Origin of the sequence: Pseudomonas brassicacearum (genome assembly GCF_003732225.1) — a bacterium.
GTDB lineage: Bacteria > Pseudomonadota > Gammaproteobacteria > Pseudomonadales > Pseudomonadaceae > Aquipseudomonas > Aquipseudomonas brassicacearum_E.
Genome location: NZ_MOBJ01000009.1, coordinates 627,915 through 651,846, shown reverse-complemented (window position 1 = coordinate 651,846; position 23,932 = coordinate 627,915). Strand labels below are relative to the sequence as shown.

At 57.1% G+C, this 23,932-nt stretch carries 25 protein-coding genes and 2 tRNA genes; 13 read left to right on the top strand and 14 right to left on the bottom strand.

The window, feature by feature from the left end; translation table 11 throughout:
• Positions 1 to 90 precede the first annotated feature (90 nt).
• The 3 genes from BK659_RS16615 to BK659_RS16605 form a co-directional block, all read right to left on the bottom strand.
• Positions 91 to 489, bottom strand: coding sequence for a YfeK family protein (locus BK659_RS16615; RefSeq protein WP_123426077.1), 399 nt, complete (start codon positions 487 to 489; stop codon positions 91 to 93).
• A gap of 35 nt (positions 490 to 524) precedes the next feature.
• Complete coding sequence (locus BK659_RS28170) at positions 525 to 680, bottom strand: hypothetical protein (protein WP_185015387.1); 156 nt, start codon at positions 678 to 680, stop codon at positions 525 to 527.
• Between the two features lie 266 nt (positions 681 to 946).
• Positions 947 to 1,183 (bottom strand): hypothetical protein, encoded by a 237-nt coding sequence (locus tag BK659_RS16605; RefSeq protein WP_123426110.1) that lies wholly within the window; start codon positions 1,181 to 1,183, stop codon positions 947 to 949.
• A 273-nt stretch (positions 1,184 to 1,456) separates the two neighbouring features.
• On the opposite strand from BK659_RS16605, the gene BK659_RS28030 reads away from it, so the two are divergent.
• Positions 1,457 to 1,894 (top strand): glycine zipper domain-containing protein, encoded by a 438-nt coding sequence (locus tag BK659_RS28030; protein ID WP_123426075.1) that lies wholly within the window; start codon positions 1,457 to 1,459, stop codon positions 1,892 to 1,894.
• Between the two features lie 605 nt (positions 1,895 to 2,499).
• Here the strand turns inward: BK659_RS28030 and BK659_RS16595 are convergent.
• Together BK659_RS16595 and BK659_RS16590 are read right to left on the bottom strand one after the other, a co-directional pair.
• On the bottom strand, positions 2,500 to 2,700 hold the full coding sequence (locus BK659_RS16595; protein WP_123426074.1) for a hypothetical protein: 201 nt from the start codon (positions 2,698 to 2,700) through the stop codon (positions 2,500 to 2,502).
• A gap of 184 nt (positions 2,701 to 2,884) precedes the next feature.
• Positions 2,885 to 3,274, bottom strand: coding sequence for a hypothetical protein (locus BK659_RS16590; RefSeq protein ID WP_123426073.1), 390 nt, complete (start codon positions 3,272 to 3,274; stop codon positions 2,885 to 2,887).
• A 1,212-nt stretch (positions 3,275 to 4,486) separates the two neighbouring features.
• On the opposite strand from BK659_RS16590, the gene BK659_RS16580 reads away from it, so the two are divergent.
• Positions 4,487 to 4,807, top strand: coding sequence for a hypothetical protein (locus BK659_RS16580; RefSeq protein ID WP_123426071.1), 321 nt, complete (start codon positions 4,487 to 4,489; stop codon positions 4,805 to 4,807).
• A gap of 610 nt (positions 4,808 to 5,417) precedes the next feature.
• Here the strand turns inward: BK659_RS16580 and BK659_RS16575 are convergent.
• Positions 5,418 to 5,504, bottom strand: a tRNA-Leu gene (locus BK659_RS16575).
• A 194-nt stretch (positions 5,505 to 5,698) separates the two neighbouring features.
• Positions 5,699 to 5,772: transfer RNA gene (locus BK659_RS16570), tRNA-Cys, on the bottom strand.
• 405 nt (positions 5,773 to 6,177) lie between these two features.
• Here BK659_RS16570 and BK659_RS16565 point away from each other — a divergent pair.
• The gene (locus BK659_RS16565) at positions 6,178 to 6,852 is read left to right on the top strand and encodes a DUF3313 domain-containing protein (protein WP_123426070.1); all 675 of its coding nucleotides are present in this window, start codon (positions 6,178 to 6,180) and stop codon (positions 6,850 to 6,852) included.
• 48 nt (positions 6,853 to 6,900) lie between these two features.
• Here the strand turns inward: BK659_RS16565 and BK659_RS16560 are convergent, their stop codons facing one another.
• The 4 genes from BK659_RS16560 to BK659_RS16545 all read right to left on the bottom strand — a co-directional run bounded on the left by BK659_RS16560 (position 6,901) and on the right by BK659_RS16545 (position 10,961).
• Positions 6,901 to 8,247 (bottom strand): glutamine synthetase family protein, encoded by a 1,347-nt coding sequence (locus tag BK659_RS16560; RefSeq protein WP_123426069.1) that lies wholly within the window; start codon positions 8,245 to 8,247, stop codon positions 6,901 to 6,903.
• Positions 8,248 to 8,270: 23 nt separating this feature from the next.
• Positions 8,271 to 8,828, bottom strand: coding sequence for a helix-turn-helix domain-containing protein (locus BK659_RS16555; RefSeq protein ID WP_123426068.1), 558 nt, complete (start codon positions 8,826 to 8,828; stop codon positions 8,271 to 8,273).
• A 25-nt stretch (positions 8,829 to 8,853) separates the two neighbouring features.
• Complete coding sequence (locus tag BK659_RS16550; protein WP_123426067.1) at positions 8,854 to 10,143, bottom strand: NAD(P)/FAD-dependent oxidoreductase; 1,290 nt, start codon at positions 10,141 to 10,143, stop codon at positions 8,854 to 8,856.
• A gap of 293 nt (positions 10,144 to 10,436) precedes the next feature.
• Positions 10,437 to 10,961 (bottom strand): cupin domain-containing protein, encoded by a 525-nt coding sequence (locus BK659_RS16545; protein WP_123426109.1) that lies wholly within the window; start codon positions 10,959 to 10,961, stop codon positions 10,437 to 10,439.
• A 208-nt stretch (positions 10,962 to 11,169) separates the two neighbouring features.
• On the opposite strand from BK659_RS16545, the gene BK659_RS16540 reads away from it, so the two are divergent.
• The 6 genes from BK659_RS16540 (at position 11,170) to BK659_RS16510 (ending at position 16,947) form a co-directional block, all read left to right on the top strand.
• Positions 11,170 to 12,711 (top strand): FAD-dependent oxidoreductase, encoded by a 1,542-nt coding sequence (locus tag BK659_RS16540; RefSeq protein ID WP_123426066.1) that lies wholly within the window; start codon positions 11,170 to 11,172, stop codon positions 12,709 to 12,711.
• A gap of 303 nt (positions 12,712 to 13,014) precedes the next feature.
• Entirely contained in the window at positions 13,015 to 13,203 is a 189-nt protein-coding gene (locus tag BK659_RS16535; RefSeq protein WP_123426065.1) for a DUF1843 domain-containing protein, read from the top strand.
• Between the two features lie 39 nt (positions 13,204 to 13,242).
• On the top strand, positions 13,243 to 13,875 hold the full coding sequence (locus tag BK659_RS16530; RefSeq protein ID WP_123426064.1) for a DUF1842 domain-containing protein: 633 nt from the start codon (positions 13,243 to 13,245) through the stop codon (positions 13,873 to 13,875).
• Between the two features lie 53 nt (positions 13,876 to 13,928).
• On the top strand, positions 13,929 to 14,507 hold the full coding sequence (locus BK659_RS16525) for a DUF1842 domain-containing protein (RefSeq protein ID WP_123426063.1): 579 nt from the start codon (positions 13,929 to 13,931) through the stop codon (positions 14,505 to 14,507).
• A gap of 271 nt (positions 14,508 to 14,778) precedes the next feature.
• Positions 14,779 to 16,242 carry a GDL motif peptide-associated radical SAM/SPASM maturase gene (locus BK659_RS16515; RefSeq protein WP_123426062.1) on the top strand — a complete coding sequence of 488 codons (1,464 nt, stop codon included), beginning with the start codon at positions 14,779 to 14,781 and terminating at the stop codon, positions 16,240 to 16,242.
• Between the two features lie 291 nt (positions 16,243 to 16,533).
• On the top strand, positions 16,534 to 16,947 hold the full coding sequence (locus BK659_RS16510) for a VOC family protein (RefSeq protein ID WP_123426061.1): 414 nt from the start codon (positions 16,534 to 16,536) through the stop codon (positions 16,945 to 16,947).
• 84 nt (positions 16,948 to 17,031) lie between these two features.
• Here the strand turns inward: BK659_RS16510 and BK659_RS16505 are convergent, their stop codons facing one another.
• Entirely contained in the window at positions 17,032 to 18,054 is a 1,023-nt protein-coding gene (locus BK659_RS16505; protein WP_123426060.1) for an AraC family transcriptional regulator, read from the bottom strand.
• 133 nt (positions 18,055 to 18,187) lie between these two features.
• Between BK659_RS16505 and BK659_RS16500 the strand changes: the two genes are divergently transcribed.
• Genes BK659_RS16500 through BK659_RS16490 form a run of 3 tightly spaced genes read left to right on the top strand, consistent with a single transcriptional unit; the run spans position 18,188 to position 20,847 of the window.
• Positions 18,188 to 19,372 carry an acetyl-CoA C-acyltransferase family protein gene (locus BK659_RS16500; RefSeq protein ID WP_123426059.1) on the top strand — a complete coding sequence of 395 codons (1,185 nt, stop codon included), beginning with the start codon at positions 18,188 to 18,190 and terminating at the stop codon, positions 19,370 to 19,372.
• Positions 19,373 to 19,388: 16 nt separating this feature from the next.
• A complete protein-coding gene (locus BK659_RS16495; protein WP_123426058.1) occupies positions 19,389 to 20,240 on the top strand; it encodes a 3-hydroxybutyryl-CoA dehydrogenase in 852 nt (283 codons plus the stop codon).
• The gene (locus BK659_RS16490; RefSeq protein ID WP_123426057.1) at positions 20,227 to 20,847 is read left to right on the top strand and encodes a TetR/AcrR family transcriptional regulator; all 621 of its coding nucleotides are present in this window, start codon (positions 20,227 to 20,229) and stop codon (positions 20,845 to 20,847) included. Before BK659_RS16495 ends, BK659_RS16490 begins: the two co-directional genes overlap by 14 nt.
• A gap of 26 nt (positions 20,848 to 20,873) precedes the next feature.
• Here BK659_RS16490 and BK659_RS16485 read toward each other — a convergent pair whose 3' ends face one another.
• Complete coding sequence (locus tag BK659_RS16485) at positions 20,874 to 21,398, bottom strand: transporter suffix domain-containing protein (protein WP_123426056.1); 525 nt, start codon at positions 21,396 to 21,398, stop codon at positions 20,874 to 20,876.
• A gap of 162 nt (positions 21,399 to 21,560) precedes the next feature.
• Positions 21,561 to 22,841 (bottom strand): HAD family hydrolase, encoded by a 1,281-nt coding sequence (locus tag BK659_RS16480; RefSeq protein WP_123426055.1) that lies wholly within the window; start codon positions 22,839 to 22,841, stop codon positions 21,561 to 21,563.
• A 263-nt stretch (positions 22,842 to 23,104) separates the two neighbouring features.
• On the opposite strand from BK659_RS16480, the gene BK659_RS16475 reads away from it, so the two are divergent.
• Entirely contained in the window at positions 23,105 to 23,875 is a 771-nt protein-coding gene (locus tag BK659_RS16475) for a DeoR/GlpR family DNA-binding transcription regulator (protein WP_123426054.1), read from the top strand.
• The last annotated feature ends 57 nt before the right edge of the window (positions 23,876 to 23,932 follow it).

Genomic DNA, 23,932 nt, shown 5'->3' with positions numbered 1-23,932 from the left:
AGACCCGTTTTCCAGTAGACCGTAAGGCTGCTCCGCTTAAGTGAACAGCATTAAGCGCTATGCCGGGCTTTGTTTCGACTCAAGACAGACTCAATGAAGCTGACGTTGCCTCTGTAGCTCGGTCTTCAACCAAATGTTCGTCGGTTGTACTCCTGCTGGACATCGCACCTCATAGGCCGTGCCACTCATGCTGCTTTTAGTGGCCGCAAGATCGATGAAATCTTCGGCACTGCTCACCATGTTCTTGCCTTCGAGATAATTCAGCTTCTTCTCCAGATGGGCCCGAGCCTGAGAACCCGGGTATTCGCTCCCGTTGCGCACAAACCGACACTCACTGTGCTCGACAAAATCCAGCAAGCTCTTTATCTCTTGAGCGGCTTGCGGTGTGGTTTGAGCCAGCACATTGGGCACCAGTGCGAATAGACCAATACCCGCCGCGACCAGCCATTGGCTGATGGGCCGAGCTATCCCCTCTGTCAAAATCCGCATGATGTTTCCTCACCCTGAAAACCGCGACCGTAGCGTCAAGCGTCAGTCGCCTCTGTCATCATGATCTCGACCGTGGTTGCGATCATAACCCTGATCATTTTCACGACGTTCATAGCCTCGGTCATACCGCCGATCATCGCGATGCTCATAGGCACGGTCATACTCACGACCATGATCACGGCCTCGATCATGTTCTCGACCGTACCCTCCGCCATCTTCCCAGTAAGGCCAGCAACCTCCCAGCAGGAGAGAACTTGAAATGGCCAGGATCATTAACGCTGTGCGCTTCATTTGAACACCCTAAAAGCAAAGGTCAGAGCTACGGAGATGGGTTGTCGCTCCCCCCGAGTTCAACTCGGAAAGCGTTGTTCAACCGTAGGTACGACCATCAAGCAGTTCAATGATTCACTCGTCAGATGCGACAAGCCAAAAAGCCAGATCCCGCGATCGTCAAACCTTACTGAATTTTTTCGTGGTGACCGGTACGTCTCGCAATGTCGATCCCCCAGTCCAGAGCGTCTTCCATGTCCAGCAGATGCGGTTTGGGGTCGTTGTCCTCAAGGATGGCCGTGCCGTCTGGGCGGTAAACACCGATGAACATCTGCAGCGAGCCGTCCCTCAGTATCTTGGCCCTGACCTCAATCTTGCATCCGTTCGAAAGTGTTTCTGAGTGGATCAAATGGCGCTCAGTCATTGCTGCATCCCTCTCGTGTTTGATAGTTGAGTAACCCACGCACGTATTCGCCATGCTACCTCGGCAAGGTGTCTCCATGCCTATAGAAAACCCATCCTTTCCACGGGTCGAACTTTAACTCTGCAGCAGCCTCTACATTTCTAGATATCCATCGGATTAAAACGCGCTGCAGAGAGAAGCTTGGCGATGGGCAGCAAAAGCGTACTGTTTCAAAATGCTCAACACTCTGAAATAGCAGCCTGAACGCAACACCTACTTTTTGAGGTCCACAGCATGCGCATAACACTGCTTACTCTTGCTCTAGGTGCTCTGATCACACAAGGCGCAATGGCCGCTGGGGATGGTTCCGCAGCCGTCGGCGGCGGCGTTGGTGGCGTACTGGGTAATATCGTCGGCCAGCAGCTTGGCGGAAGTACGGGGGCAGCGGTTGGCGCTGGTGTAGGCGGTGCTGCCGGTAGCGCCGTCGGTGCGCCGAGAGGCAACAAAACCAACGCGGCTATCGGCGGCGGGCTCGGATCGGCAGGCGGCTCGGTCATTGGCCATCAACTGGGTGGCACAACCGGCTCCACCATTGGCGCTGGCCTTGGTGGCGCCGCAGGCGGCGCAGTAGGTAATAACCTGTCCGACGATAATCGTAATCGCAGTTCAGGAGGCAATAGTTATAACGGCAAACACAAACATAAGTACAAGAATAAGTATAAGCACGATTAAGTGACTGAATTTACGTGTACGCGAACAGCCCGACCTTGCGTCGGGCTGTTCTTTTCGCCCCTGTCATACCTTCGTCACACCTGCCAGGCACGATGGGATCAGCCAAAAGGATTTGGCCCCATCTAACGAGAGCGCGAGAGACCCTGGAGTTCGTTCAACCTCAACCGCGCGCCCTCCCTCGGCAGTCGATTGGACTGCCAGGATTCGAGTCTGAGCGCTGAGTAACGGATCTATCCCGCCCCCGATACCGCGATCTTACCAGCGGCGATACTCTTGTCCCCGATGATCGTCACCGTAGTAACGCCCATGATCATGTCCGCGACCATCACGGTCATGCCAATACGGCCAGCATCCGCCAAGCAGCAGCATTGCTGACATCACCAGGATCAAAGTAGTTGTGCGTTTCATTTGATTATCTCCGAGCAGGCAGCGCCTGACACTGTGTTCGTTTGATCCCCTAAAATTAAGGAGGTTCAAACGCCCTATCGCCTGAGCACGGGCAAACCGAACGCTGTGATCGCCTCTGGAGTTATTACGGCTATTTCACGTTAGAAGGCCAACGTGGCGCCAAATGTGAAGAGCCCAGCGCGATGGCTGGGCTCGGTTCACTTTCTGTGTTCCATCATCTTGTCAGCAAGAAGTCTGGCTCTATCAACCAACAGGTTCTGCCTGTCTTCATGATTCGATTTCGGCCCTCCTACTGTCGGTGCCGTCAGATGGCTTTCCGCAATCAACGCAGCACAAAAATACTGATCCCAAACGACTCGTTCTCCAGCCGTCCGTTTGTTCATTTCGTCGGAGTTCATATGCGGCTCCTTTTGATGAGATAGCTCAGCTATTTTACGCCCGAACCACAAGCAAGCCCCGCTTGGAATCGAAGAAGCAGGCAATGGCGATGAATGGAAAGGGATCAGCGTCTGGATCCGCGGGAATGCCAGGCAGAGGCGTCGTAACGCTGCCCTGATGCGCTGAGCACCGGCAAGTGGTCAGCTAGAAAATATTGATTATTCGTAGCAAGCGCCGAACATCATCAACTGATCGCAACTTGATGGTTCGCTCGCCATCAGGCTTCTCATTAACCTCGCCAAACTCTACGGATAATGCTTTAAGCGAATGATGTTCAGTCTTGAAGGATGGCAGTCGAAAGTAAAAAAGAAGCCAATTATGATTGGACACAAAGCTGAAAGGGCAGCTGCCATCAGACGCAGAAAAAATCCCGATGGACCGCTCTAACCCACCCAGTGTCCAGGGAGAGCAATCGTAGTTTTTCGTAGCGGAAATCGCACCGACCAGCATGCAAAACGCTTCCCGCACTTGTGGGCTTTCGATGGACGAATAGTACTCTACGTACTTCGCTGCATCCCGAGCATCAGTGATCATCTGATTCTCTCCTTAGGTTTGCTCCCCTTTTTCAATCTAGCACCCTCCATACCCGCTGGAGCATTCGGTACTCGAAAGCGCCCCGTCCTTTGCTTACCGACAGGGCGCCCACTCGGACGTGATGGTGAAGTTGTTCGGTGTTGAGGGTGGGGCACAAGGCGAACGATGCCACCGAACCAAACCCTGACTACCAATACCGCTGACGGATCATCACGGTGGCTAGCGGGCGCTTCGCCAAATCGAAGCAAGAACTTCCATCTAATCCGACGTTACCGGTTGCCTAAAATGATTCGACTGGCTGGTCGCCCGCTCATCAGTGTCGCGATGCAATAAGGAAACGTTGTAATCGTAGGTCGATATCAACGGCACTGGCTCGTCATTACGAGACATTTCAATCCAGCGCCTTGTGCGTTCAATGTCAAAGGATTCATTCTTTAACGACATTTTCGCAACAAGGTTCGCTGAGACCCTGAAGTGCCCACAACCCGCTGAGCATTTGACCTCTGACCAGTCTCCAAGCGCGTGAACAGTCCTAGCGGCAGCCTGACAAATCAAACACTTCATAGTCGATCTCCATGTCAATGATCCATCAACTGTAGCCGATCCCCGGCCAAGGACCTCTCCCATACCCACAGAAGGATGAGTGTCGATCCCGAGTGCCGGCAAGCGGCCTATTCCGTTGAAAAACCGGTTGAGTGAACCTGCTGAGGCTATCGCCGGCGAAGGTCAAAAAGAACCACGTGCGAGAGATCGGGAGAATCTGGAAAAACGAGGTACTCATTCTCTTCTGGTTAAATCGGAGAGATTGTCGCAAGGGCACCAATCACGATGGTCAACGCCAGAAATCCACCCAGGAAAATTGCCATCTTCAACATTTTAGGCCTCCAAAATTATCGGTCTGCGGTCACAGAGTCATTGTGATGCAGGGGGTGGGCTCAATACAGAAGCAGATAGCAAAGGAAAATACGGATCAGTGCAACAAGCCGAAGCCTTCGTGAAAAGGCTGGAAGATCGCATAAACGCCCCCCACTCCTCCTTGCCTGTCAGCGCGTCAATCGACCAGCAGTAGAACCCTCCCAAGAGGCCCCTTCCGCGCGCCATGCATCCATTTCCTTCTGTTTGGCGCTACGCTTTAAATTCGATGGCATACGAAGCGCCATACAGAGTTCCAGTACCTCAAGCTTCGAGTTTCATTTCTCTAGGAATGGAAAAATGACTATCAGCTCAAAAAACTGGCATGCATGGCTGAACACGATGCCACCGAAACCGGGCGACTTTCATGTCGTTGGAGATGTTGAAGTTGCCAATCCGGGAGTTGAGGGCTATCTGACCATGCGAGCTCCGCAGGGTGCATCACTCATGCTGGATCTGCACTTGATCCAACGACCTGGGAACTGGATTCAACAAATGAGTTGCGCGCAAGCGAGGTTCTCCAGGGTAGTACCTCCAAACTCGCCTCACTACACAACAGTTGAAGTTTTCTACAATGGTGAGCGAATTGCGTTTATCGACAAAATTCCATCCGTCTCCTGACTGATTCGCGGCGGATCAGCCAAGCCGTAACGCCCAGCCGGACACCGTGGCCATGCTGCCCGGCCGGGAGTGCTCGAAGAGTGCCAACCTCGAACGGCGCGTAGCAGCGAACGTCGGCATTCGGGTCGTTATGTCTGCGCCATCGTCCATCGCCTTTACTACGCGATATTTTTGTTCGAAAGGATCAAGCTGCGAGGGGAGAAAGGGGATCAATGAGCCCAATGCGCTGGTGCGCGAGCAGTTGGCCAAAGTCGCAGCTACTTATCCCTGTATCGGCAATCAGACTCATTGATCGTTGCCCAGCTCAATGTTGGGCGATTTCCATTTAACCAAATGGAGATGCATTGGCACGCAGTCAGCGTGCTATGCACTAGTTTTTTTAACAAAGCAGCTTCTGCACGTCTAATAACCTTTTTTCCTGGCCTTATAGGCTCAGGAAATATCCCTTCCCACCTTCTGCCGGCACAATCGGCATGACAGAGCAGTACATCCGCAACCGAAAAGGCAAGAAAGTCTCGCCAACCAAGTGAATTGCGGACCAACTCGAAAATTGCGGACCAGAAACGAACAAGGGTTTGCTTAGCTTTCGCTCGCAAACCCTTGATAAATATGGTGCCCGAAGCCGGAATCGAACCGGCACGTCCTTACGAACGGGGGATTTTAAGTCCCATGCGTCTACCAGTTTCGCCATTCGGGCGGTAGCGCGGTGAAGCATTCAAGAACGACCGAATTAACAATCAGTCCTTTTTGCTGCTGATACGGCAGGGGGAGAAATATATACAGCCCTTCCCCTCTAAGCAAGTTCGCTGACGTCAAATTCAAGACAAAATCTTGCTGTGTACCGAAAATAAAAAAGCTCCGTAAATCAGCGATCTACGGAGCTATTTATAGTGGAGGCCGAGGTCGGAATCGAACCGGCGTAGGCGGATTTGCAATCCGCTGCATAACCATTTTGCTACTCGGCCTCAAACGTCCGATGCCTAAAAAACAACATCAAACGCATACAAACTGGAGATGGAATCTAGATTGTTATCTATTTCCAACCCTTTGATATCTAAAGGGTTTTTCTCGTTCCTGAATCAGGAATGGACGCAATTCTGGACGTGTTCGCCAGGCATGTCAAGGACGGGAAGAAAAAAATTCTATAGCACGTTACCGAATGCTCTCCACAACCAAGTGACGGCATTCTGGGGCAATGCCTCCACGAGCATAACTACTGGATATTTCGCAATTCGTACCTACGCTAATTCGCGAGGAATCCAGGTTTCAGGTGGGCTGCGGTTGAGTAAAGCTCGAAACCACCGGCCCAGCGGGCTTGAGCTCATTGCAAGGCGACCTGAATAAAACGTCTCAACCCATGGAGTAAAAATATGAGTCTTTCCAGGAAATTGCTTGTCGGCGTTGCCTTGACCAGCCTGCTACTCGGAGGTTGCACCTCAAAAATCACCGAGAAGGAACAGTACTCAGGGTTTCTTCCCAACTACAGCAACCTGCAAGAAGTCACCACACCCAGCGGCGAGAAGGCCATGCGTTGGGTGACCCCTTCCTGGAATCCGAACGCTTACAACACGGTGGCGTTCAAGCAACTGGAACTGTACCCGGCGCCCAAGCCCAATGAGCGAGTCAACCGTCAGACTCTGGATCAGTTGCAAACCTACATGACCGACAATGCCAAGAGCGTACTGAGCCAGAAGTACCGTGTGGTACCGAACGTTCAATCGGCCCCTGCCGGTTCGCGAGTGCTGGTCGTACGCGCCGCGATTACCGGGGTCACGGCCTCAAACGAGGGCATGAAATGGTATGAAGTGGTTCCGATTGCGGCCGCGGTAGGCGCGACTCAGGCGGCCACCGGCCACCGCGACCAGGACACCGAACTGTTCATCGAAGCCGAGATGATCGACGCAAGCAACGGCCAAACCGTGGCCAAAGTCGTGCGCAAGGTCATGGGCCAGCAGTTGAAAAATGCAAGCCAGCAGGTTACCGCCAACGACTTCAAAGTGGCGCTCAAGAAGCTGACCAGCGACATGCAGGCATTTCTCAAATAACAGCAGTGTGCAGCGCCGGCTCAGCCAGCAAGGCTGAGTCGGTGGTCACTACAGATACCAGCGGTATTCGCGTGCACTGATTTCCTGCAAAAAGGCCAGATGGTCCTGGCGCTTGTTCTCGCAGTACACATCAACAAATTCCGCTCCCAACCCCTCGCGCAGTTGTGGCTGATGCTGCATGGCGCGCACGGCTTCGAGCATTTCCAGCGGAAAGTCGATCCCACTGCTGCGGTCTTCATTGAGTGCTGCGATCGGCTCGCGGCGGGCTTCCAGGCCCTGCTCCAACCCCACCAGAATCGCCGCCAGCACCAGATACGGGTTGGCATCGGCACCGGCCAGGCGATGCTCGATCCGCAGATTTTTCGAATCCGAATCAGGAATGCGCACACAGGCATCGCGATCCTCAAAACCCCAGCTGGCGCGTGTCGCCGCGTTCACCGTACCGCCCAAACGACGCAGTGCGTTCTGGTTCGGCGCGAAGATCGGCATGCAATGCGGCAACAGCTCCAGACAACCGGCCACCGCATGCCGCAGCGCCTGCTGTTGGTTGGCCGCCAGCAGGTTTTTACCCTCAGCGTCATAGAGGCTGACATGCACATGCATGCCGCTGCCCGGATGCTGCAAGTAAGGCTTGGCCATGAAACTGGCGCGGTAACCGTGCTTGAGCGCGACGCCACGGGTGCTGCGGCAAAACAGCGCCGCCCAGTCAGCGGCACGCAGACCGTCATCGAGGTGACCGAAGTTGATCTCGAACTGGCCCGGCCCCAGTTCGGCAGTGATCACCGTGGTATCGATGCCTTGCGCCCGCGCCGCTTCGACCATTTCATCGAGCACTGGAGAAAAACGTGACAGCCGCTCGATGTGCATGTTCGGTTGATCATCGGCATCGTCCGACAGCAGATCGCGGGGGAACTGCGGCTGCCCCTCGCGCAGCTTTTTATCGAACAGATAAAACTCCAGTTCGAATGCCACCACCGGATGAATGCCTTTACCGCGCAAGCGCTCCAGCACTTGCGCGAGGACCTCGCGTGGCTCGAAGACGATCGGCTTTTCAGTGCCGTCCGAGGTGATCAGCATCTGCCCCAGTGGCTTCGACTCCCAGCTCACCGGTTTGAGCGTGCCCGGCACCAGGCGCCGCAGGGCATCCGGGTCGCCGTCGTTAAAACAATAGTCGCCAATTTTGAACAGCCCACCCTGCACGCCCAGAAGCACGCAGTTCTGCGGCAGCTTCAAAGCACTGCCAGCAGCTACCTTTTCGAGCATCTCGATCGGGTAACGCTTGCCGTAGAAATGCCCCGGAATATCCAAAGCAATCAGGTCGACATAGCGCACCTCGGGGTAGCGTTGGCGAAAAGCACGAACCTCAGCCAGGAGATCAGAGCAGGCAGCATCCATCGTTGTTATTCCTTTTATTGTTATCAGGTGTAAACCCAAAGCACTCGCGTGAGCTGGTCAGTGAGGTTGCCGTAACGACAGCGCGTGTGACTGTCGAGTTGAAAACTATCGCCGGCCTGCAAGGTGACCGGCTCGTCGTCATCGCCCAACCACAGCGTCAACGCACCTTCCAGCACATAACCACCCTGCTCCGAGCTGTCGCTCAAGTGCCGCTCGCCACTGCTGGCGCCGGCCTCCAGCTGGCTTTCGAGCATCGAGAAGGTGGCCCGGATTTTCGGCGAGACCAGAATGTCGGTAATCCCGTTGGCGTAGTACAACGTGCGGCGCTCATCCGGTCGGGTCACCCAAGGCAACACCTTGGGTTTTGGCAAACTGTAGAAATAGGTAGTCGGCACCCCGAGGGTTTCGCTGATTGCGGTCAGGTCCGCCACCGTGGGTCGCGACAAGCCCCGCTCGACTTGTGAAAGAAAGCCGACAGACCGGTCGATTTTGTCGGCCAGCTCCTTGAGGGTGATTTTCTTGTGCTTGCGCAGATCGTGAATAAGGATCGCTAACGCGGCGATTTCTTCTTGCTTGTTCATGCCAGGAATTCCCCAAGATGACTCATCAAATGCTGTCGCGCAGTCGGTACCAGGCCTTGCCGATGGCTTCCAATGGCGCTGCCAGGTATTTACCGCCGGGAAAGCTGCCATTACTCAAACCCTGGTACAACGCCAGCTCATCCGGCTGACCCAGAATCGCATCGGATACGGCCCGAGCCCCGGCCAACGTCGGGAGCACACCATGCCCGGAATAGCCCTGTAGCCAGTAGAGGTCGCCACGCCGACCAATGTCAGGAGTGCGTTTGAGGGTCAGATCGATATGCCCGCCCCAGGCGAACTCCAGCTCGACACCTTTGAGCTGCGGGAAGACCCGTTCCAGATAAGGCCGTGTCGCGGCGGCGATGTCTTTCGGCATCCCTCCCAGATACGTGCAACCGCCACCGAACAGCAGGCGGTTATCCGGCGTGCGACGGAAATAGTCGAGGACGAACTGGTTGTCGGTGACGCAAACATTACTCGGCAACAGTGCCGTGGCTTGTTCCGCTGTGAGCGGTGCAGTGGCCACCTGATAAGTGCCCACCGGCAACACGCAACTGGCCAACTGCGGATCAAGCTGATCGAGATAAGCGTTGCACGCCAGCACCAGGACATCCGCCCGAATGCTCCCGAGCTCAGTGGTTACCCGGTACTGATTGCCTTCTTCGCGGTAGCTCAGCGCTTTGCTCTGCTCGTAGACACAACCGCCAGCACGCTCGATGGCTGCGGCCAGGCCGAGCGCCAGTTTCAGCGGATTCAGATGCCCGCCTTCAGGGTCATAGAGACCGGCCTGATAGCGCTCGCTGGCGACCCACTGCGGTAACTGCTCACGCGTTATGAATTGCAGGCCATCGTGACCCCACTTGTGGCTGGCCTCGCGCTGCCACTCTGTCAGGAGACTGACCCGACGCGGCATGACCGACGTCCACACATGTCCAGCTCGATAATCGCAGTCGAAACCATGGCGCGCAGGCAACTCGCGCAACTCTTGCGCCGCCCAGCGCATGCCGTCCCACAAGCGCCGCGCACGCTCATAACCCAGTGCAGCTTCCAGAGGCGGCATGTCGCACGACCAGCCGAGAATCGCCTGCCCACCATTACGCCCCGAGGCGGCCCAGGCAACACGACTGGCTTCCAGCAACATCACGCGCTTGCCCGCCAAGGCCAGGCGCAAGGCGGTATGCAGACCACTGAAGCCAGCGCCGATGATCAGTACCTCAGCAGTGTGTTCCCCTTCCAGAACGGTTCGATCCACTAGGCGATCAGCGCAACTGTGGGCGTAATAGCTGGCGACATGCTGCGAGGACTGCTGAAACATTCGGGCACCCATGAAATTATGTTTTTATAATTTCATGAAAAACTACAGAATAAATTTCACGAACGCAACACCCTGCCCATCCCTCACAGACCGGATGCCCTGTAGCAGCTGGCGAAGCCTGCGTTCGAGTCCGTAGCAGCTGTCGAGCCTGCGAGGCTGCGTTCGGCTGCGTAGCAGACGTAAACCCTGCCTCCACGGTCGATCTGGTAGACCGTGTTGCATGATTTTACGAGTGCTGCACACTCGAACGCAGGCTCGACAGCTGCTACGGAGTTCGTGCTGGTCTTACTGTTTTATTCTCGCGCCAGCCGCTCAAATAGCGCCGAATGGTCTGGGAATAGCTCACTGAGTGTGCGCCGACTGCCCAATTGCATATCCGCAAAATCGAACCCTGGCGAAACGGCTTCGCTGATCAGGCCGTAAGCAGCCGGTCCATCCATAAGCTGCGAAGCCTTCCAGACACCGCCAGGTACGTGCAGTTGCAGGCACTGCCCGGCGGTGACGTCACTGCCCATGACCACGGTGTTCAAGGTGCCGTCCGGGCAGATGAGGAAGTACTGGATCGCATCGCCCACATGGTAGTAGTGAACGATGTCGGATTTGTTCAAATGGAAGTGGCCAACGGGAGACGCACCCGTCAGCAGGTAATAGATCGAAGTCATCGCATAGCGCCGAGCACCCGTGGTCTCGACCATGGCCTGGCGATCAGACTGAAAGGTTCTGCGGTAAAAACCGCCTTCCACATGAGGTTCCAGGTCAAGTGCGGCGACAATCTCTTGAGCGCTGGGAGTGTGCTTGCCGGGGCTGTTATCAGTCATGCGAAGGGCCATCAGTCAGGTTGAATCATGAAGTTTGCATAGCGTGCCGTTGACCGCAAGCGATCCTGGGAACGTTGTCGGCGGGCTTCGATGGGCATTCGCTTTCGCTGCTTTACTGTAAGGGTCGAGCCTGCCAAGCGGGGCGCAGTTTTACTGATGCTCCCCGCTGCTGCCGACTCCAACGAAAATAGCGCCCCGGAGAGTTGTCATGTCCCTGCACAACGTCGCCCGTTTTGCCGACCTTCGAGAAGACCGTGGTACGCGCGTAGAAATCGGTTCACTGAAGATAGTGCTACTGCGGGCCGGTGAACGGGTCTACGCCTATCAGGGCGAATGCCCGCATGCGCAGGCCCCACTGGACGAAGGGGTCGTCTGCAATGGGCGGCTGATTTGCCCCTGGCACAAGGCGATGTTCACGGTCGAGGACGGCAAGGTTTGCGAACCGCCGGCCCTGAATGGACTGACCCGCTACCCGGTCAAAGTGATCGATGGCGATGTACAGGTGGACGACCAGCCTCTTGCGCCCATCGAAGTGGCTCGTCCCGCTGATTCACGCTGCTTTGTGATTGTCGGTGCGGGCGCTGCGGGAACAGCGGCAGCCGCCGCCCTGCGTGAACAAGGCTTTGCCGGTCGCCTGGTGTTGATCGATCGCGAAACAAATCCTGGTTATGACCGCACGGTACTGAGCAAATATGTCCTCGCCGGGGAAATGTCCCCCCAAGAAACCCCGCCATTACTGGATGAAAGCCTTTATAACGAACAGAAAATCGAGCGCGTCAAAGGCGAGGTCATCCGTCTCGATGTCGCCGCCAAAAGGGTTTCCCTGGCTGACGGGCACACCTTTGACTACGACGCCGCACTCCTTGCCAGTGGCGGCGAACCCAGACCGCTTTCGGTAAACGGCGCGCATCTGCACAACATCCTGGCGTTGCGCTCGCGCGAGGACGCCGAGCGCATTCTCCAAACGGCAAAACCCGGCGCCCGCGTGGTCATCGTTGGTGCCAGCTTCATCGGCCTGGAGTCAGCGTCGGCCTTACGCCGCCATGGGCTGGAAGTCAGCGTCGTCGCGCACCATGAAACGCCGTTCAGCACACTGTTTGGTGAGCGCATCGGCCTGGCGATTTTATCCCTGCATGAAGACAACGGCGTGGTCTTTCACACCAGTACCCAACCGAGGGCGTTCGAAGGTCAGGAGCACGTCGAGGCCGTTCTGCTCGAAAACGGTCAACGACTTCCCGCCGATCTGGTGTTGATCGGCATCGGCGTCAGCCCGGTCACCGACCTGCTCGAAGGTGTCGAGTTGGACGACAATGGCGGGCTGCCGGTCAACGAAGGCATGCGCGCCGCGCCTGGCCTGTGGGCCGCCGGCGACATCGTGTCTTTTGTATTGCACGGTGTCCCCACACGCATCGAGCACTGGCGTCTGGCCCAGCAGCAGGCGCGGATCGCCGCGCAGAATATGTTGGGCGGTGAAACACGCTACGCGGATGTGCCGTTCTTCTGGACGTATCACTTCGACAAGACCTTCGAGATGCTCGGCCACGCCGACCGATGGGACCGGATCGTTTTTGAAGGCAACCCCGAGCAATACGCCTTCATCGCGTTGCTGTGCACGGGGGAACAGGTCGAGGCCATAGTCGCCTGCGAGTACTCACGGCAAATGGCGCTACTGGCCGAACGGATGAAACAGCCGTTGCTGCGCGAGGAAGCCCTGCAGATCATTCGGCGAATCGCCGCGCAAGAAGGTTGAACATCCACAAAAGGCGAAGTACTTAATGGAACTATCGTCCTTAATTGCCAGAAAAAATAATAACCGTACTATTCATTATTAATGGCGATAAGGGCTCGCCTTCCTTATGAGGAAAAAGTTGAATTAACCTCTTTCATCGCCAATCTTAATATTAAACAGCCAACACCCAAACGCATCGCTATTAATGAAATAAAATTTAACAGACGCACTGGCTCATTGCCCATTGCATATTTATCAACGCCTGCTTAACTGCAAAAACTGCTGATGACAGCAGTATTCGCAAACACCACGGAAGGGATCGATATGAGCACCTCAACTCGTCACCCAGTCCCCCCTTATGGGGTCGCGATCCAAAGCGCGATCTCGGAAGGCAAGCTCCCGCAAATGAAAGCTTTATTGAAACAGCGCGATACATCCAAGCCAGAAGCCAAAGAGCTAAGTACCGCTTACGAGAAGTTGGCTAAGGAAGTCGCACGTCTGGAACAGCACTAACAGCTGTTTCCGTTCCCTATTGCAATGGAGGCAATAACTATGTCTGGTTCTTCTCAACAACCTGTCGGTTTATTCCCACTCTGCTATCAAATTGGTACTTCGGCACCGGGCGCACAAAACCTGGCGCTCAATCTGCTGGTGTTTACACCTGAGCAAACGGTAAGCGGTACTGCCGCAATCACTCAGGCAACCAATCCGCCGCTGGATGTGCACTCCGATGTCTGGGGTGAGTACACCTACATGACGGTGATGAAACCCGGCGTCAGCAAAATCCTGATCACCGTTCAAGGCAACCAGGGTGGCCCAGGCTCGAACTCCATCGTGAATTTCAAGCTGCAACTGGTGGTCGGTAGCGACTGGAAAGCAGGGGTCGCCAACTACGAGTACTTCAATGGTCAGCGCTGGGTCAAGGTCAATGCGCCCGCCCATCTCGTCGAGTCCGTGCCCTCCTACGCCCATACACTGCCGTTGGAGCCCGGCCCGGTAATCCTGCCGTATCCGCCGATCATGCCGCTGTACGCCGCGCCGATTCAGAGTGCCATTGCCAGCGGTGACCTGGCTCAGATGAAAAATCTGGCGAGCCTTGCCAAACAGCAATTGGACCAGCAACCACAACTGCAAAGTGCGCTTGAGGCCGCCAAGGGTGAAATCAGCAGGCTGGAACGCCGCTGACCGGCAACTGAACGTGCCTGGCTTGTCCTGAATACAACTAAGGGAGTTGCACCATGTCAATCGGACTTTTTCACACGCGCCTCAACGTTTCCAGCTCGCTACTCGGCGCACCGGTTTTAACCCTGGATCTGCTGGTGGATACCGTCAACAAGAAAGTCAGCGGTGTCGCAAGCATTTTTCAAAGCACCTATCCACCCCTCAACTTCCGTGCGCGAGTATGGGGTAGTTACTCCGAGGCCAAACTGATCCCCGAGTCGGAAAGCCACATCATCCTCACTTTGGACGGCAGCCCGAGCGGCCCTAACAGCAATATCGCCCAGACCTTCGACCTGCGGGGCATTCTAGGCGCCGATTGGGCCAGCGGTTTTGCCGACTACAAATACTACGATCAAGACCACTGGACGACAGTGAGACACGCGGCTGTCAGCCAGGCCCCGGCTCAGCGCCCGGAGCATCCGTCGCATGCGCACCCGCTCTACGCCGTTGCGGTACAGCAAGCGCAAGCCAGCGGTGACCTGGCGCAGCTGAAAACCGTGGTGAGCCAGGGCGAACAGCAACTGGCCAACAGCGGCGCCTTGAGCAGCGCACTGGAGCAGTTGCAAGCAGAAATCGCCCGACTGGAAGCACGCTAACCGCCAATGCCCGGGCTTGGTCACTTAAAAAGTGGCCAAGCCTGGGTAATAAGCGCAATCCCTGTGGGAGCGGGCTTGCCCGCGAAGACGGCGGCACAGTCATCATTAATGTCGCCTGACACACCGCTTTCGCGAGCAAGCTCGCTCCCACAGGTTCTGCGCCCGTTGGCCAACAACAAAAGGTAAATCCGCTCGCGCCATCGACGCTAAGGAAGGCGCGAACACTTCGATGGATTCGTGCCGCGCATGTATCTGTGCGCAAGGATTTCCCATGTCAGACAATCGCCCTGCCCGCTACCTCAGTGAAACCGACCTCAAACGTTACGTGCCGGTCCATGTGGTCTGGGAAATCACCCTGGCCTGCGATCTCAAATGCCTGCATTGCGGCTCCCGCGCCGGCCATCGACGCCCCGATGAACTGAACACCCGGGAATGCCTGGATGTCATCGATTCCCTGGCGGCACTCGGCACCCGCGAGATCACCTTGATTGGCGGTGAAGCCTATTTGCGCAAGGACTGGACTCAGTTGATCCAGGCCATCCACGATCACGGCATGTATTGCGCCATACAAACCGGCGGACGCAACCTGACGCCCGCGAAAATGCAGGCCGCGGTGGATGCCGGGCTCAATGGCGTCGGTGTTTCGCTGGATGGACTGGCCCCGCTGCATGACGCGGTGCGCAATGTTGCGGGCTCGTTCGACAAGGCCGTGGATACCCTGCGACGCGCCAAACAGTCCGGGCTTGCGGTCAGCGTCAACACCCAAATCGGCGCGGCCACCCTGCCCGACTTGCCAGAACTGATGGATTTGATCATTGAACTTGGCGCCACCCACTGGCAGATCCAGCTGACGGTCGCCATGGGCAATGCCGTCGATCACCCAGAGTTGTTGCTGCAACCCTACCAACTGCTCGAAGTGATGCCTTTGCTGGCGCGTCTCTACCGCGAAGGGGTTGATCGCGGCCTGCTGATGAACGTGGGCAACAACATTGGTTACTACGGCCCGTATGAGCATATGTGGCGTGGTTTCGGCGACGAGCGCGTGCACTGGAGCGGCTGCGCCGCCGGGCAAACCGTGCTGGCACTCGAAGCCGATGGCACCGTCAAAGGCTGCCCTTCATTGGCAACCGTAGGTTTTTCGGGCGGCAACGTGCGCAACATGAGCCTGCACGATATCTGGCATTACAGTGAAGGCATGCACTTCGGCCGCCTGCGCGGCGTCGACGACCTGTGGGGCTACTGCCGAAGCTGCTACTACAACGATGTCTGCCGCGGCGGCTGCACCTGGACCTCGCACTCCTTGCTCGGCAAACCCGGTAACAACCCCTACTGTCATTACCGCGCTCTGGACCTGCAAAAAAAGGGACTGCGCGAGCGAATTGTCAAACTCGAGGACGCAGCACAGACGTCCTTCGCTGTCGGACGTTTTGACCTGATTACCGAACGCATCGATACCGGCGAGAAGGTCAACAGCGTCAGCGACAGCGGTCAGGTGATCAAACTGGCCTGGGCGAATCAGGGCCAGAAATCGCCTGATGAAGGCCGTATTCCGCCGCAACTGGCCCTGTGTCGTGGCTGTTTGCAGTACATCCATGCACACGAAGTGACGTGCCCACACTGCGCCGCCGATGTCGCCGCCGCAGAAGCCGAACATCAGGTAAACCGCGCCCGGCAACAAACCATCATCAATACGCTGACCGGCTTGCTGGGGTTGCCGCAAAGCAACTTGATGTAGCGAGGCATCAAACCGGGGGCGAGTTGCCCCCCGGTATTAAACCGGAGACTTTCGGTGCGTGCGGGATCGCCAGGATCGCAGCCTACGGCAGCTCCTACGGATTTGCGTACGGTTTTGTCCGCCAGTCATAACGCTCGCCCGCAGCAAACAAAATCATCTAAAAAAACGACACCTGTCAGCCATAATTAGCACCCTGCTACTCGATAGCTGAATGTCTTTCGCATGGTTTTACCTACGTGGGCAGGCTGGAACAAGCCGTGCCCCCTTCCCCCTGCGTCCCTGGAGCTGACCATGAAAATCAATCCCTACCTGATCTTCAACGGCGATTGCAAAGCAGCCTTCACGTTCTACGCGCAATGCCTGCAAGGCACCCTTGAAATGATGATGACCTTCGGCGAATCGCCGGCTCGCGATCACATCCCGGCGAGTTACCATGACCGAATTATCCATACCCGGCTGGTTGTCGGCGATCAGGCGCTCATGGGGTCCGACACAACGCCTGATCGGCCCTACCACGGTATCAGCGGATGCTCCGTCTCGCTGAATGTCAGCAGCATCGCTGAAGCCGAACGAGTCTTCACCGCGCTGGCGGACCAGGGCTCCATTCAAATGCCACTGGAGGCGACGTTCTGGGCCGCACGCTTCGGCATGCTGGTTGACCGTTTCGGGGTGTCGTGGATGGTCAATTGCGAAACGGATCAGTGAGTGATTCCGTTCTATCCAGTGCTGTCGCCCCATCATGCGCCAGTAAAAACGCCACTCCCTGAGTGGCGTTTTTTGAAGTATCGATCAGGCATCGAGGCGCTTGCCCTGGAACCTCGCCCGGTAACGACCCGGACTCTCACCGGTCCACTTCTTGAACGCCCGATGGAACGCACTGGGCTCCTGAAAACCGATCTGCTCGGCAATCACCGTGATGCTCGCCTGGCTCTGGCGCAGCTGTTCAAAGGCAACACCACGGCGCACTTCGTCCTTGATCTCTTGAAATGAACAGCCTTCACGCTCCAGTTTTCGGCGAACGGTGCTGGGGCTCAGATGCTGTTCAATCGCAAACGCCTCCAGAGTCGGCCATTGGCTGTAATGGCTGTTGCGCAAACGCTGATGAATCTGCGAAGCCAGGCCGTGCTGGTTACGAAAACGAATCACCAGCCACTGCGGCGCACTGCGCAAAAATGCCTTGAGTGACACCAGGTCCTGAACCACCGGCAATTGCAGATAACGGCTGTCGAATTCGATCTCGGTGCGCTCGGCGCCAAAGGTCAGGTTGGCGCCCCAGAGCATTGAATCATCACTGAGCGACAAACGCTCATGACGAAAGTCCGCACGATCGATGGGAATGCGCCGCCCGCCCAGCCAACACAGCAGACTGATCATCAACACCAGAAACGTCTCTTCACCGAAATGCGCGACATCGCTGTTTTGCGCCCGAGTCTGCAAGCCGATGACCGCTCGCTTGCCACGCACATTCAACGTGCCGCGAAAATCACGCAAGAACAGTGAGAAATTGGCCAGACACTGACGCATGGCTTTTTCCAGCGTCGGTTCCTGAATCAATGCCCGACAGATCAGGGCAAAACTCCCCGGCGGCATGCCATGAGAATCCAGCTGGAAGAATTCGTCGTTCAACTCTCGAATCTGCACCAGCCACAACGCGGCAAAAGCCGTGGCCGGCACCCGTGCAGTAGGCTGATCCATCAGCTGCGGATCGATTCCCACCTGCTCAAGTACAGACCGCAGACGCTGCGGGTTCTCACGCAGGGCATGGATCATTGGATACATGAAGTAGACCGCCACCGAATCCGTTTCCCGCATGTGATCGTATCTCTCCTCATCATCTGAAAGTGGCAAAAAACGCCATCACCCTTGAACAGTTCTGGCATAGGCCAGCGGCGCTGCTGATTCTAGACTCGTGCCCAACAAAAAAGACCTATTTCAGGGAACCAACATGAACCATTCCGATATTTTTGTGCTGAGCGCGGTCCGTTCTGCCATTGGCAGCTTTGGCGGTTCACTCAAGGATGTGCCGCCTATCCAGTTGGCAACCGACGTTTGCCGCGCGGCCATTGAACGATCAGGCCTGGCGCCGGAACACATCGGGCACGCGGTGATGGGGCATGTGATCCCGACTGAAGCGCGCGACGCCTACATCTCCCGCGCCGTGGCGATCAATGCCGGGCTGACGAAAGAGACGCCTGCCTTCAACGTCAACCGCCTCTGCGGTTCGGGTTTGCAAGCAATTGTCAGTGCCGCGCAAAGTTTGATGCTGGGGGATGCCGGGGCCGCGCTGGCGGGTGGCGTCGAGTCCATGAGCCGCGGTGCGTACTTGTTGCCGCAGGCGCGCTGGGGCGCACGAATGGGCGACATGCAAGCCATCGACTACATGCTCGGCGTGCTGCAAGACCCGTTTGCCGGTTTCTACATGGGCATCACCGCAGAAAACATCGCCGCACACTACGGCATCAGTCGCCAGACCCAGGATGAGTTGGCGCTGCTTAGCCAACAGCGTGCCGCCCGGGCGATTGCCGAAGGGCGTTTTGCCGGGCAGATCGTGCCGATCGAAGTGGCGACCCGTAAAGGTACGGTTTCGTTTGCGACCGATGAGCATGTGCGAGCGGAGGTTAACGCCGAACAATTGAGCCGCATGAAACCTGCGTTCAAAAAAGACGGCAGCGTCACCGCCGGCAACGCGTCGGGTCTGAATGACGGTGCCGGCGCGCTGATCATGGCCACCGGGAAAGTCGTGCAGGAACAAGGCCTCAAGCCGATGGCCCGACTGGTGGGGTATGCCCACGCAGGCGTTGAACCGTCGATGATGGGACTGGGACCGATTCCCGCCACCCGCCTGGTGCTCAAGCGCGCGGGCCTGAGCGTTGCCGACCTTGATGTCATCGAATCCAACGAAGCCTTTGCGGCCCAGGCCTGTGCTGTAGCGCAAGAGCTGGGCTTCGATCCGGAGAAGGTCAACCCCAACGGTTCGGGCATCTCGCTGGGCCATCCGGTAGGCGCCACCGGCGCGATTATCGCCACCAAGGCCATTCACGAACTGCACCGCACTCAGGGCCGTTATGCCCTGGCGACCATGTGCATTGGCGGCGGCCAAGGCATCGCCGTGTTGTTCGAGCGGGTTTGAGTACAAGGACATGAAGATGAACCTGCAGAACATTGGCGTTATCGGCGCAGGCACCATGGGCAACGGTATTGCGCAGATCTGCGCACTGGCCGGCTTCAACGTGACCTTGCTGGACATCTCCGAAAGCGCCTTGCAAAAAGCGCTGGCGACCGTCGGCAAGAACCTCGACCGGCAAGTTGCCAAGGCGTCGCTGACCGAAGAGCAAAAGCTTGCGGCGTTGGACAAGATCCGCACCAGCACCGACTACAGCACCCTGCACGACGTGCAACTGGTGATCGAGGCCGCGACCGAAAATCTCGAACTGAAACGGCGAGTGCTGCAGCAGATCGCCGCCCAGGTCAGCGCCGACTGCGTGATTGCTTCCAACACCTCATCGCTGTCGATCACCGAGCTCGCCGCCAGCGTCAGTTCGCCGGCGCGTTTCATCGGCCTGCACTTCTTCAACCCGGTGCCGGTGATGGGGCTGATCGAAGTGATTCGCGGCCTGCAAACCAGCGACGCGACTCATGCCCTGGCCATCGAGTTGGCGCAACGCCTGGGCAAGACCGCGATCACCGCCGGCAACCGTCCGGGCTTTGTGGTGAACCGGATTCTGGTGCCGATGATCAATGAAGCGATCCTGGTGTTTCAGGAAGGCCTGGCCAGCGCCGAAGACATCGATGCGGGCATGCGTCTGGGCTGCAACCAGCCAATAGGCCCATTGGCGCTGGCCGACCTGATTGGCCTGGATACGTTGTTGGCGATCATGGAGGCGTTCTACGACGGCTTCAACGACAGCAAGTACCGCCCTGCTCCGCTGCTCAAGGAAATGGTCGCGGCCGGTTATCTGGGCCGCAAGACCGGACGTGGCTTCCATGCCTATGACTGAGCGTTGCTCACGCTTCGCCGAGAGCCGGGACAAGGCCCTGGAGCTGTTCGCCAGCAAGGGTTTTGGCCAGGTCGGCATGCGTGAGCTGGCAGCTTACCTGGGGCTTGCCCCAGGCTCGCTGTATCACCATTACCCGAGCAAGCAACACTTGCTGCTCGACCTGATCGAGGAGTTTTACGAGGAATTGCTGGCAACCCTCGGACGTATCGAACGACAACCGCGAGACCAGCGCGACAGCCTGCAAAATGTCATCCACGCACACCTGAACCTGCATCGGGAAATGCCCTGGCATTTTCGTCTGGTGGAACGCGACAGCGGTTGCCTGAACGAGGATCAGCAAGCACGTGTGCGGCAGTTACAGGAGCGCTACGAACGACAATTGCTGATGATCCTCTGCCCCTCGTCCCGATTCAGCGAGCAAGGGTTACTGGCTGCCGGGCACGCCATTGCCAGCATGCTCAACAGCGCACCCAGCTGGCTGACGCTACACCCGCTGGATGATCGGGAACGGGACGGATTACTGGAGAACCTGCTGACCGGAGCCATTGAGCGTTTGCTCGCCCATGCTTCCTGTGATCTGCCAGATGTTCGGACAAAGGTTGCCTGAACAGCACTCTCCCGATTCATTTCAGCTCAGGCAGCGCCTGGATTGCTGACCCGTGCGGTTCGAATAAACAACGCGCGTACCTTCTCCCAAAAGTTACCGCCCAACACGAAAAAGCTGCCGATCAACATCAGGTCGCCCAATAACTGCAACTGCCAGAGATTCGGTCTGAGTCCAGGCCAGATGCTATCGATGTAGGGTTCAATAAAGGATGAGATCAATGGCAAGCAGAACATGACCAGACCCACTCTGTGGCGAACGGGGCCCACTTGAAATTCTGCGCTGGGCGCGAGCGCAGACACGTAGCCAAACATGCTGCGTTTCAACTGCTGAAAACCGGACTTGCCCATGACCGCGATAACGAGGATCAGCAAAACCTTGTTGCTGATAAACAGGACCCCGGTCAGCGCCGCGATCCTTGAGCCGGGCACACCGGCTGCTGCAGCAAGCGGTACCATCAACCAGGACCCAAGCATCAAACAGATAATTGCAATGCCCACTTTGAAGCGCCAGCCGGCTGAATGCTGTTTAACTACGCCTTCGGTGCTATCCATAATTTCCGGACCTCTTCTTATTCAGCGACTTACTTTATGGCGCTTGAAAAGCGTAGCAGTTGCTTGCGGGAACAATCTTCCAGATTCGCGGTGGCCATAGAACTGATCTCGCATCCAACTACGGCTCGCGGATGGCAACCGACCACCCGCGAGCCAGTAGCATCAAGCCAGCAGCTTGAGCTCGTCTTTACCGTACTTGAGCGATTTCTCGTCCGGAATCATCAAACCAGTGTGCTCGTTGCGCCCCTGCAGGATGAAACGCGCGTCCGACTTGCCCAACTGGGTAGCGGCCTGCTGGCTGTCGGCGCCGATCTCGCCCTTCTTCATGCGGTTGACGATCAGCCCCACCGCCGTATCGTTGAAGTCGCGCAGCATCCAGGCATCGCCGTCGCTGTCACCGGCCACCAGCACCGGACCGTAGCCCTTTTGTTTAACCAGCACGTTCTTGATGCCGACGGTCTTGCCCGGCCCGTAATTGAAGTGCCAGTCCGGCTGATAGCGAGTGATGTACTTGCCGTCTTCCATCGCCATGCGCAGGCCGATCACGTTCTCGGGCGGCACGCCGTATCCGTAATGAGGATTGCCGGCGAACACCCGCACCACATCGTCGATCGAGGCGGTGCTGACATAGACGTCGATGCCATTGGCGCGCAGCGTGTGCATCAGGCCGCGGATCTCCTCATGGATGCGGATGCCATGAAAGTGCGTATCCGCCACCACCCCTGCCTTGCCCGGAATCGTGCGTGAACTCTCGTACTTGACCTTGCGCAGCGCATCACCGATCGCGTAGTTGTTTGACGCTTCAGCCATCGCCTGCAATTCAGCCGTGGTCATGTTCTTGTAGAAGTACAAAATCCACTTGTAGCCGATGTCCACCGGGTAACTGTCGCAGATCGCGTCGTACATGAAGTAGAGCTTGGCGAGAAAATCCTTGTACTGCTCGCTGGTCTGGATCTCTTCCAGGCTCTTGTCGCCAGCCAGTCCCTTGTAGTTGGCGTGCAACCAGCGGTAATCCGCTTCCACATCGCTGGCGATGTCTTCCATGGTGACCGGCTTGCCGTCCACCGTGGTGTAGTCCTTCATGAACGCGCCGTTCGGCACGTCCTGACGCACCACGGCGGCGAACTCATCCGGGGTCAGCTTGTACTGCAGATGATTGATCTGGTAGACCAACAGCGCTTCTTCACAATCATTCATGATGCAGGTGTTGTCCCAGTCGAACACCGCATATGGGCGCTGCTCAGGACGATAGGACGCACTTTTGCTGCCGTGCTGGTCGATCACCGCCTGCAGGCGCTGAGTGTTGAGCGGCGACCAGCGCGCCGGATCCAGCGCGCTCGGCGTGGCCGGGGGCGTGGCGGCTTGCGTTATACGAGAGGACAACAACAGCGGGGTTACGACGGAAACGGTAGCGAGGGTGTTCAGAAACTGGCGACGCTGCATGGTATAGCTCCTACTTCTAGACGATAGGTTACAACCGAGGCGATGGCGGAAGCGTGTTTCGAAATATGGACGATAGGGAAAAACCGTCCGACGACGAGGCTATCTTCAAATACACAAAAATACAATATTGCCACAATATTACATTTTGATGATTCGCAGACTGCGCCTGAGCAATGCTTATGGGGCCGCACCAAACTTGACAGTGACCGACGCCCCTCCACAATGCGTGCTCGGACAGCGACTCAAACAGCAGGACACCCAGCATGTGGCAAGAAGAGCGTTACCAGCGGATTCGCGCACTGTTATCGACCTTGCAGCGCGTTACCACCGACCGCATCGTCACCGAGCTGAATGTTTCACGCGAGACCGTGCGGCGCGACCTGGTCGCTCTGGAAGAACTGGGGGAGTTGAAGCGGATACACGGCGGCGCCATCCGCGTCGAGGACGAGGCGCCCATCGCCGAGCGGGCGAACATCAATGTCAAATTCAAGCGTGACCTCGCGCGCGCAGCGGTCAGCCTGCTGTCGCACGGGCAGACTGTATTTATCGACGCGGGCACTACCACCGTCATCCTCGCCGAAGAGCTGGCCAAGCTGGGCGGGTTAACCGTGATCACCAACTCGTTCAACGTGGCGCTGCAATTGCGCAATCCCGCTGCGCCGGGCGACCAGCACAACGAGGTGATCGTACTCGGCGGTTCGCTCGACGACCGTGCTCCGGCTACGGTGGGTGGCACCACGGTGGCGGAAATTGGCCGCTATCGGGCCGATTTCGCGCTGTTGTCGCCCGTCGGCATCGACGCCCTGCGCGGTGCCAGCAACTACGACCACCGCGAAGCCGAAGTCGCCCGCGCCATGACTGACAATGCCGAGCGCGTGGTCATCCTCGCCGACTACAGCAAGATCGGTGTCGAGAGCCGCGTCGCCTTCTGCCCTCCAGAACGCATCGACCTGCTCATCACCAACCACAAGGCCAGCACCGAAGCGGCGTTCGCCGCACTGAACGCCAGGCTGAAACACATTGTCCTGGCGTAGCGCGGTATGGGTGAGGGGCATCGCGCACTCTTCGCCACATTGTTTTTCGGGACAGCC

Bases quoted from the DNA above. Each gene is read 5' to 3' on its own strand.
- BK659_RS16615 (WP_123426077.1), bottom strand. From the start codon at position 489: ATGCGGATTTTGACAGAGGGGATAGCTCGGCCCATCAGCCAATGGCTG.
- BK659_RS28170 (WP_185015387.1), bottom strand. From the start codon at position 680: ATGATCGAGGCCGTGATCATGGTCGTGAGTATGACCGTGCCTATGAGC.
- BK659_RS16605 (WP_123426110.1), bottom strand. From the start codon at position 1,183: ATGACTGAGCGCCATTTGATCCACTCAGAAACACTTTCGAACGGATGC.
- BK659_RS28030 (WP_123426075.1), top strand. From the start codon at position 1,457: ATGCGCATAACACTGCTTACTCTTGCTCTAGGTGCTCTGATCACACAA.
- BK659_RS16595 (WP_123426074.1), bottom strand. From the start codon at position 2,700: ATGAACTCCGACGAAATGAACAAACGGACGGCTGGAGAACGAGTCGTT.
- BK659_RS16590 (WP_123426073.1), bottom strand. From the start codon at position 3,274: ATGATCACTGATGCTCGGGATGCAGCGAAGTACGTAGAGTACTATTCG.
- BK659_RS16580 (WP_123426071.1), top strand. From the start codon at position 4,487: ATGACTATCAGCTCAAAAAACTGGCATGCATGGCTGAACACGATGCCA.
- BK659_RS16565 (WP_123426070.1), top strand. From the start codon at position 6,178: ATGAGTCTTTCCAGGAAATTGCTTGTCGGCGTTGCCTTGACCAGCCTG.
- BK659_RS16560 (WP_123426069.1), bottom strand. From the start codon at position 8,247: ATGGATGCTGCCTGCTCTGATCTCCTGGCTGAGGTTCGTGCTTTTCGC.
- BK659_RS16555 (WP_123426068.1), bottom strand. From the start codon at position 8,828: ATGAACAAGCAAGAAGAAATCGCCGCGTTAGCGATCCTTATTCACGAT.
- BK659_RS16550 (WP_123426067.1), bottom strand. From the start codon at position 10,143: ATGTTTCAGCAGTCCTCGCAGCATGTCGCCAGCTATTACGCCCACAGT.
- BK659_RS16545 (WP_123426109.1), bottom strand. From the start codon at position 10,961: ATGACTGATAACAGCCCCGGCAAGCACACTCCCAGCGCTCAAGAGATT.
- BK659_RS16540 (WP_123426066.1), top strand. From the start codon at position 11,170: ATGTCCCTGCACAACGTCGCCCGTTTTGCCGACCTTCGAGAAGACCGT.
- BK659_RS16535 (WP_123426065.1), top strand. From the start codon at position 13,015: ATGAGCACCTCAACTCGTCACCCAGTCCCCCCTTATGGGGTCGCGATC.
- BK659_RS16530 (WP_123426064.1), top strand. From the start codon at position 13,243: ATGTCTGGTTCTTCTCAACAACCTGTCGGTTTATTCCCACTCTGCTAT.
- BK659_RS16525 (WP_123426063.1), top strand. From the start codon at position 13,929: ATGTCAATCGGACTTTTTCACACGCGCCTCAACGTTTCCAGCTCGCTA.
- BK659_RS16515 (WP_123426062.1), top strand. From the start codon at position 14,779: ATGTCAGACAATCGCCCTGCCCGCTACCTCAGTGAAACCGACCTCAAA.
- BK659_RS16510 (WP_123426061.1), top strand. From the start codon at position 16,534: ATGAAAATCAATCCCTACCTGATCTTCAACGGCGATTGCAAAGCAGCC.
- BK659_RS16505 (WP_123426060.1), bottom strand. From the start codon at position 18,054: ATGCGGGAAACGGATTCGGTGGCGGTCTACTTCATGTATCCAATGATC.
- BK659_RS16500 (WP_123426059.1), top strand. From the start codon at position 18,188: ATGAACCATTCCGATATTTTTGTGCTGAGCGCGGTCCGTTCTGCCATT.
- BK659_RS16495 (WP_123426058.1), top strand. From the start codon at position 19,389: ATGAACCTGCAGAACATTGGCGTTATCGGCGCAGGCACCATGGGCAAC.
- BK659_RS16490 (WP_123426057.1), top strand. From the start codon at position 20,227: ATGCCTATGACTGAGCGTTGCTCACGCTTCGCCGAGAGCCGGGACAAG.
- BK659_RS16485 (WP_123426056.1), bottom strand. From the start codon at position 21,398: ATGGATAGCACCGAAGGCGTAGTTAAACAGCATTCAGCCGGCTGGCGC.
- BK659_RS16480 (WP_123426055.1), bottom strand. From the start codon at position 22,841: ATGCAGCGTCGCCAGTTTCTGAACACCCTCGCTACCGTTTCCGTCGTA.
- BK659_RS16475 (WP_123426054.1), top strand. From the start codon at position 23,105: ATGTGGCAAGAAGAGCGTTACCAGCGGATTCGCGCACTGTTATCGACC.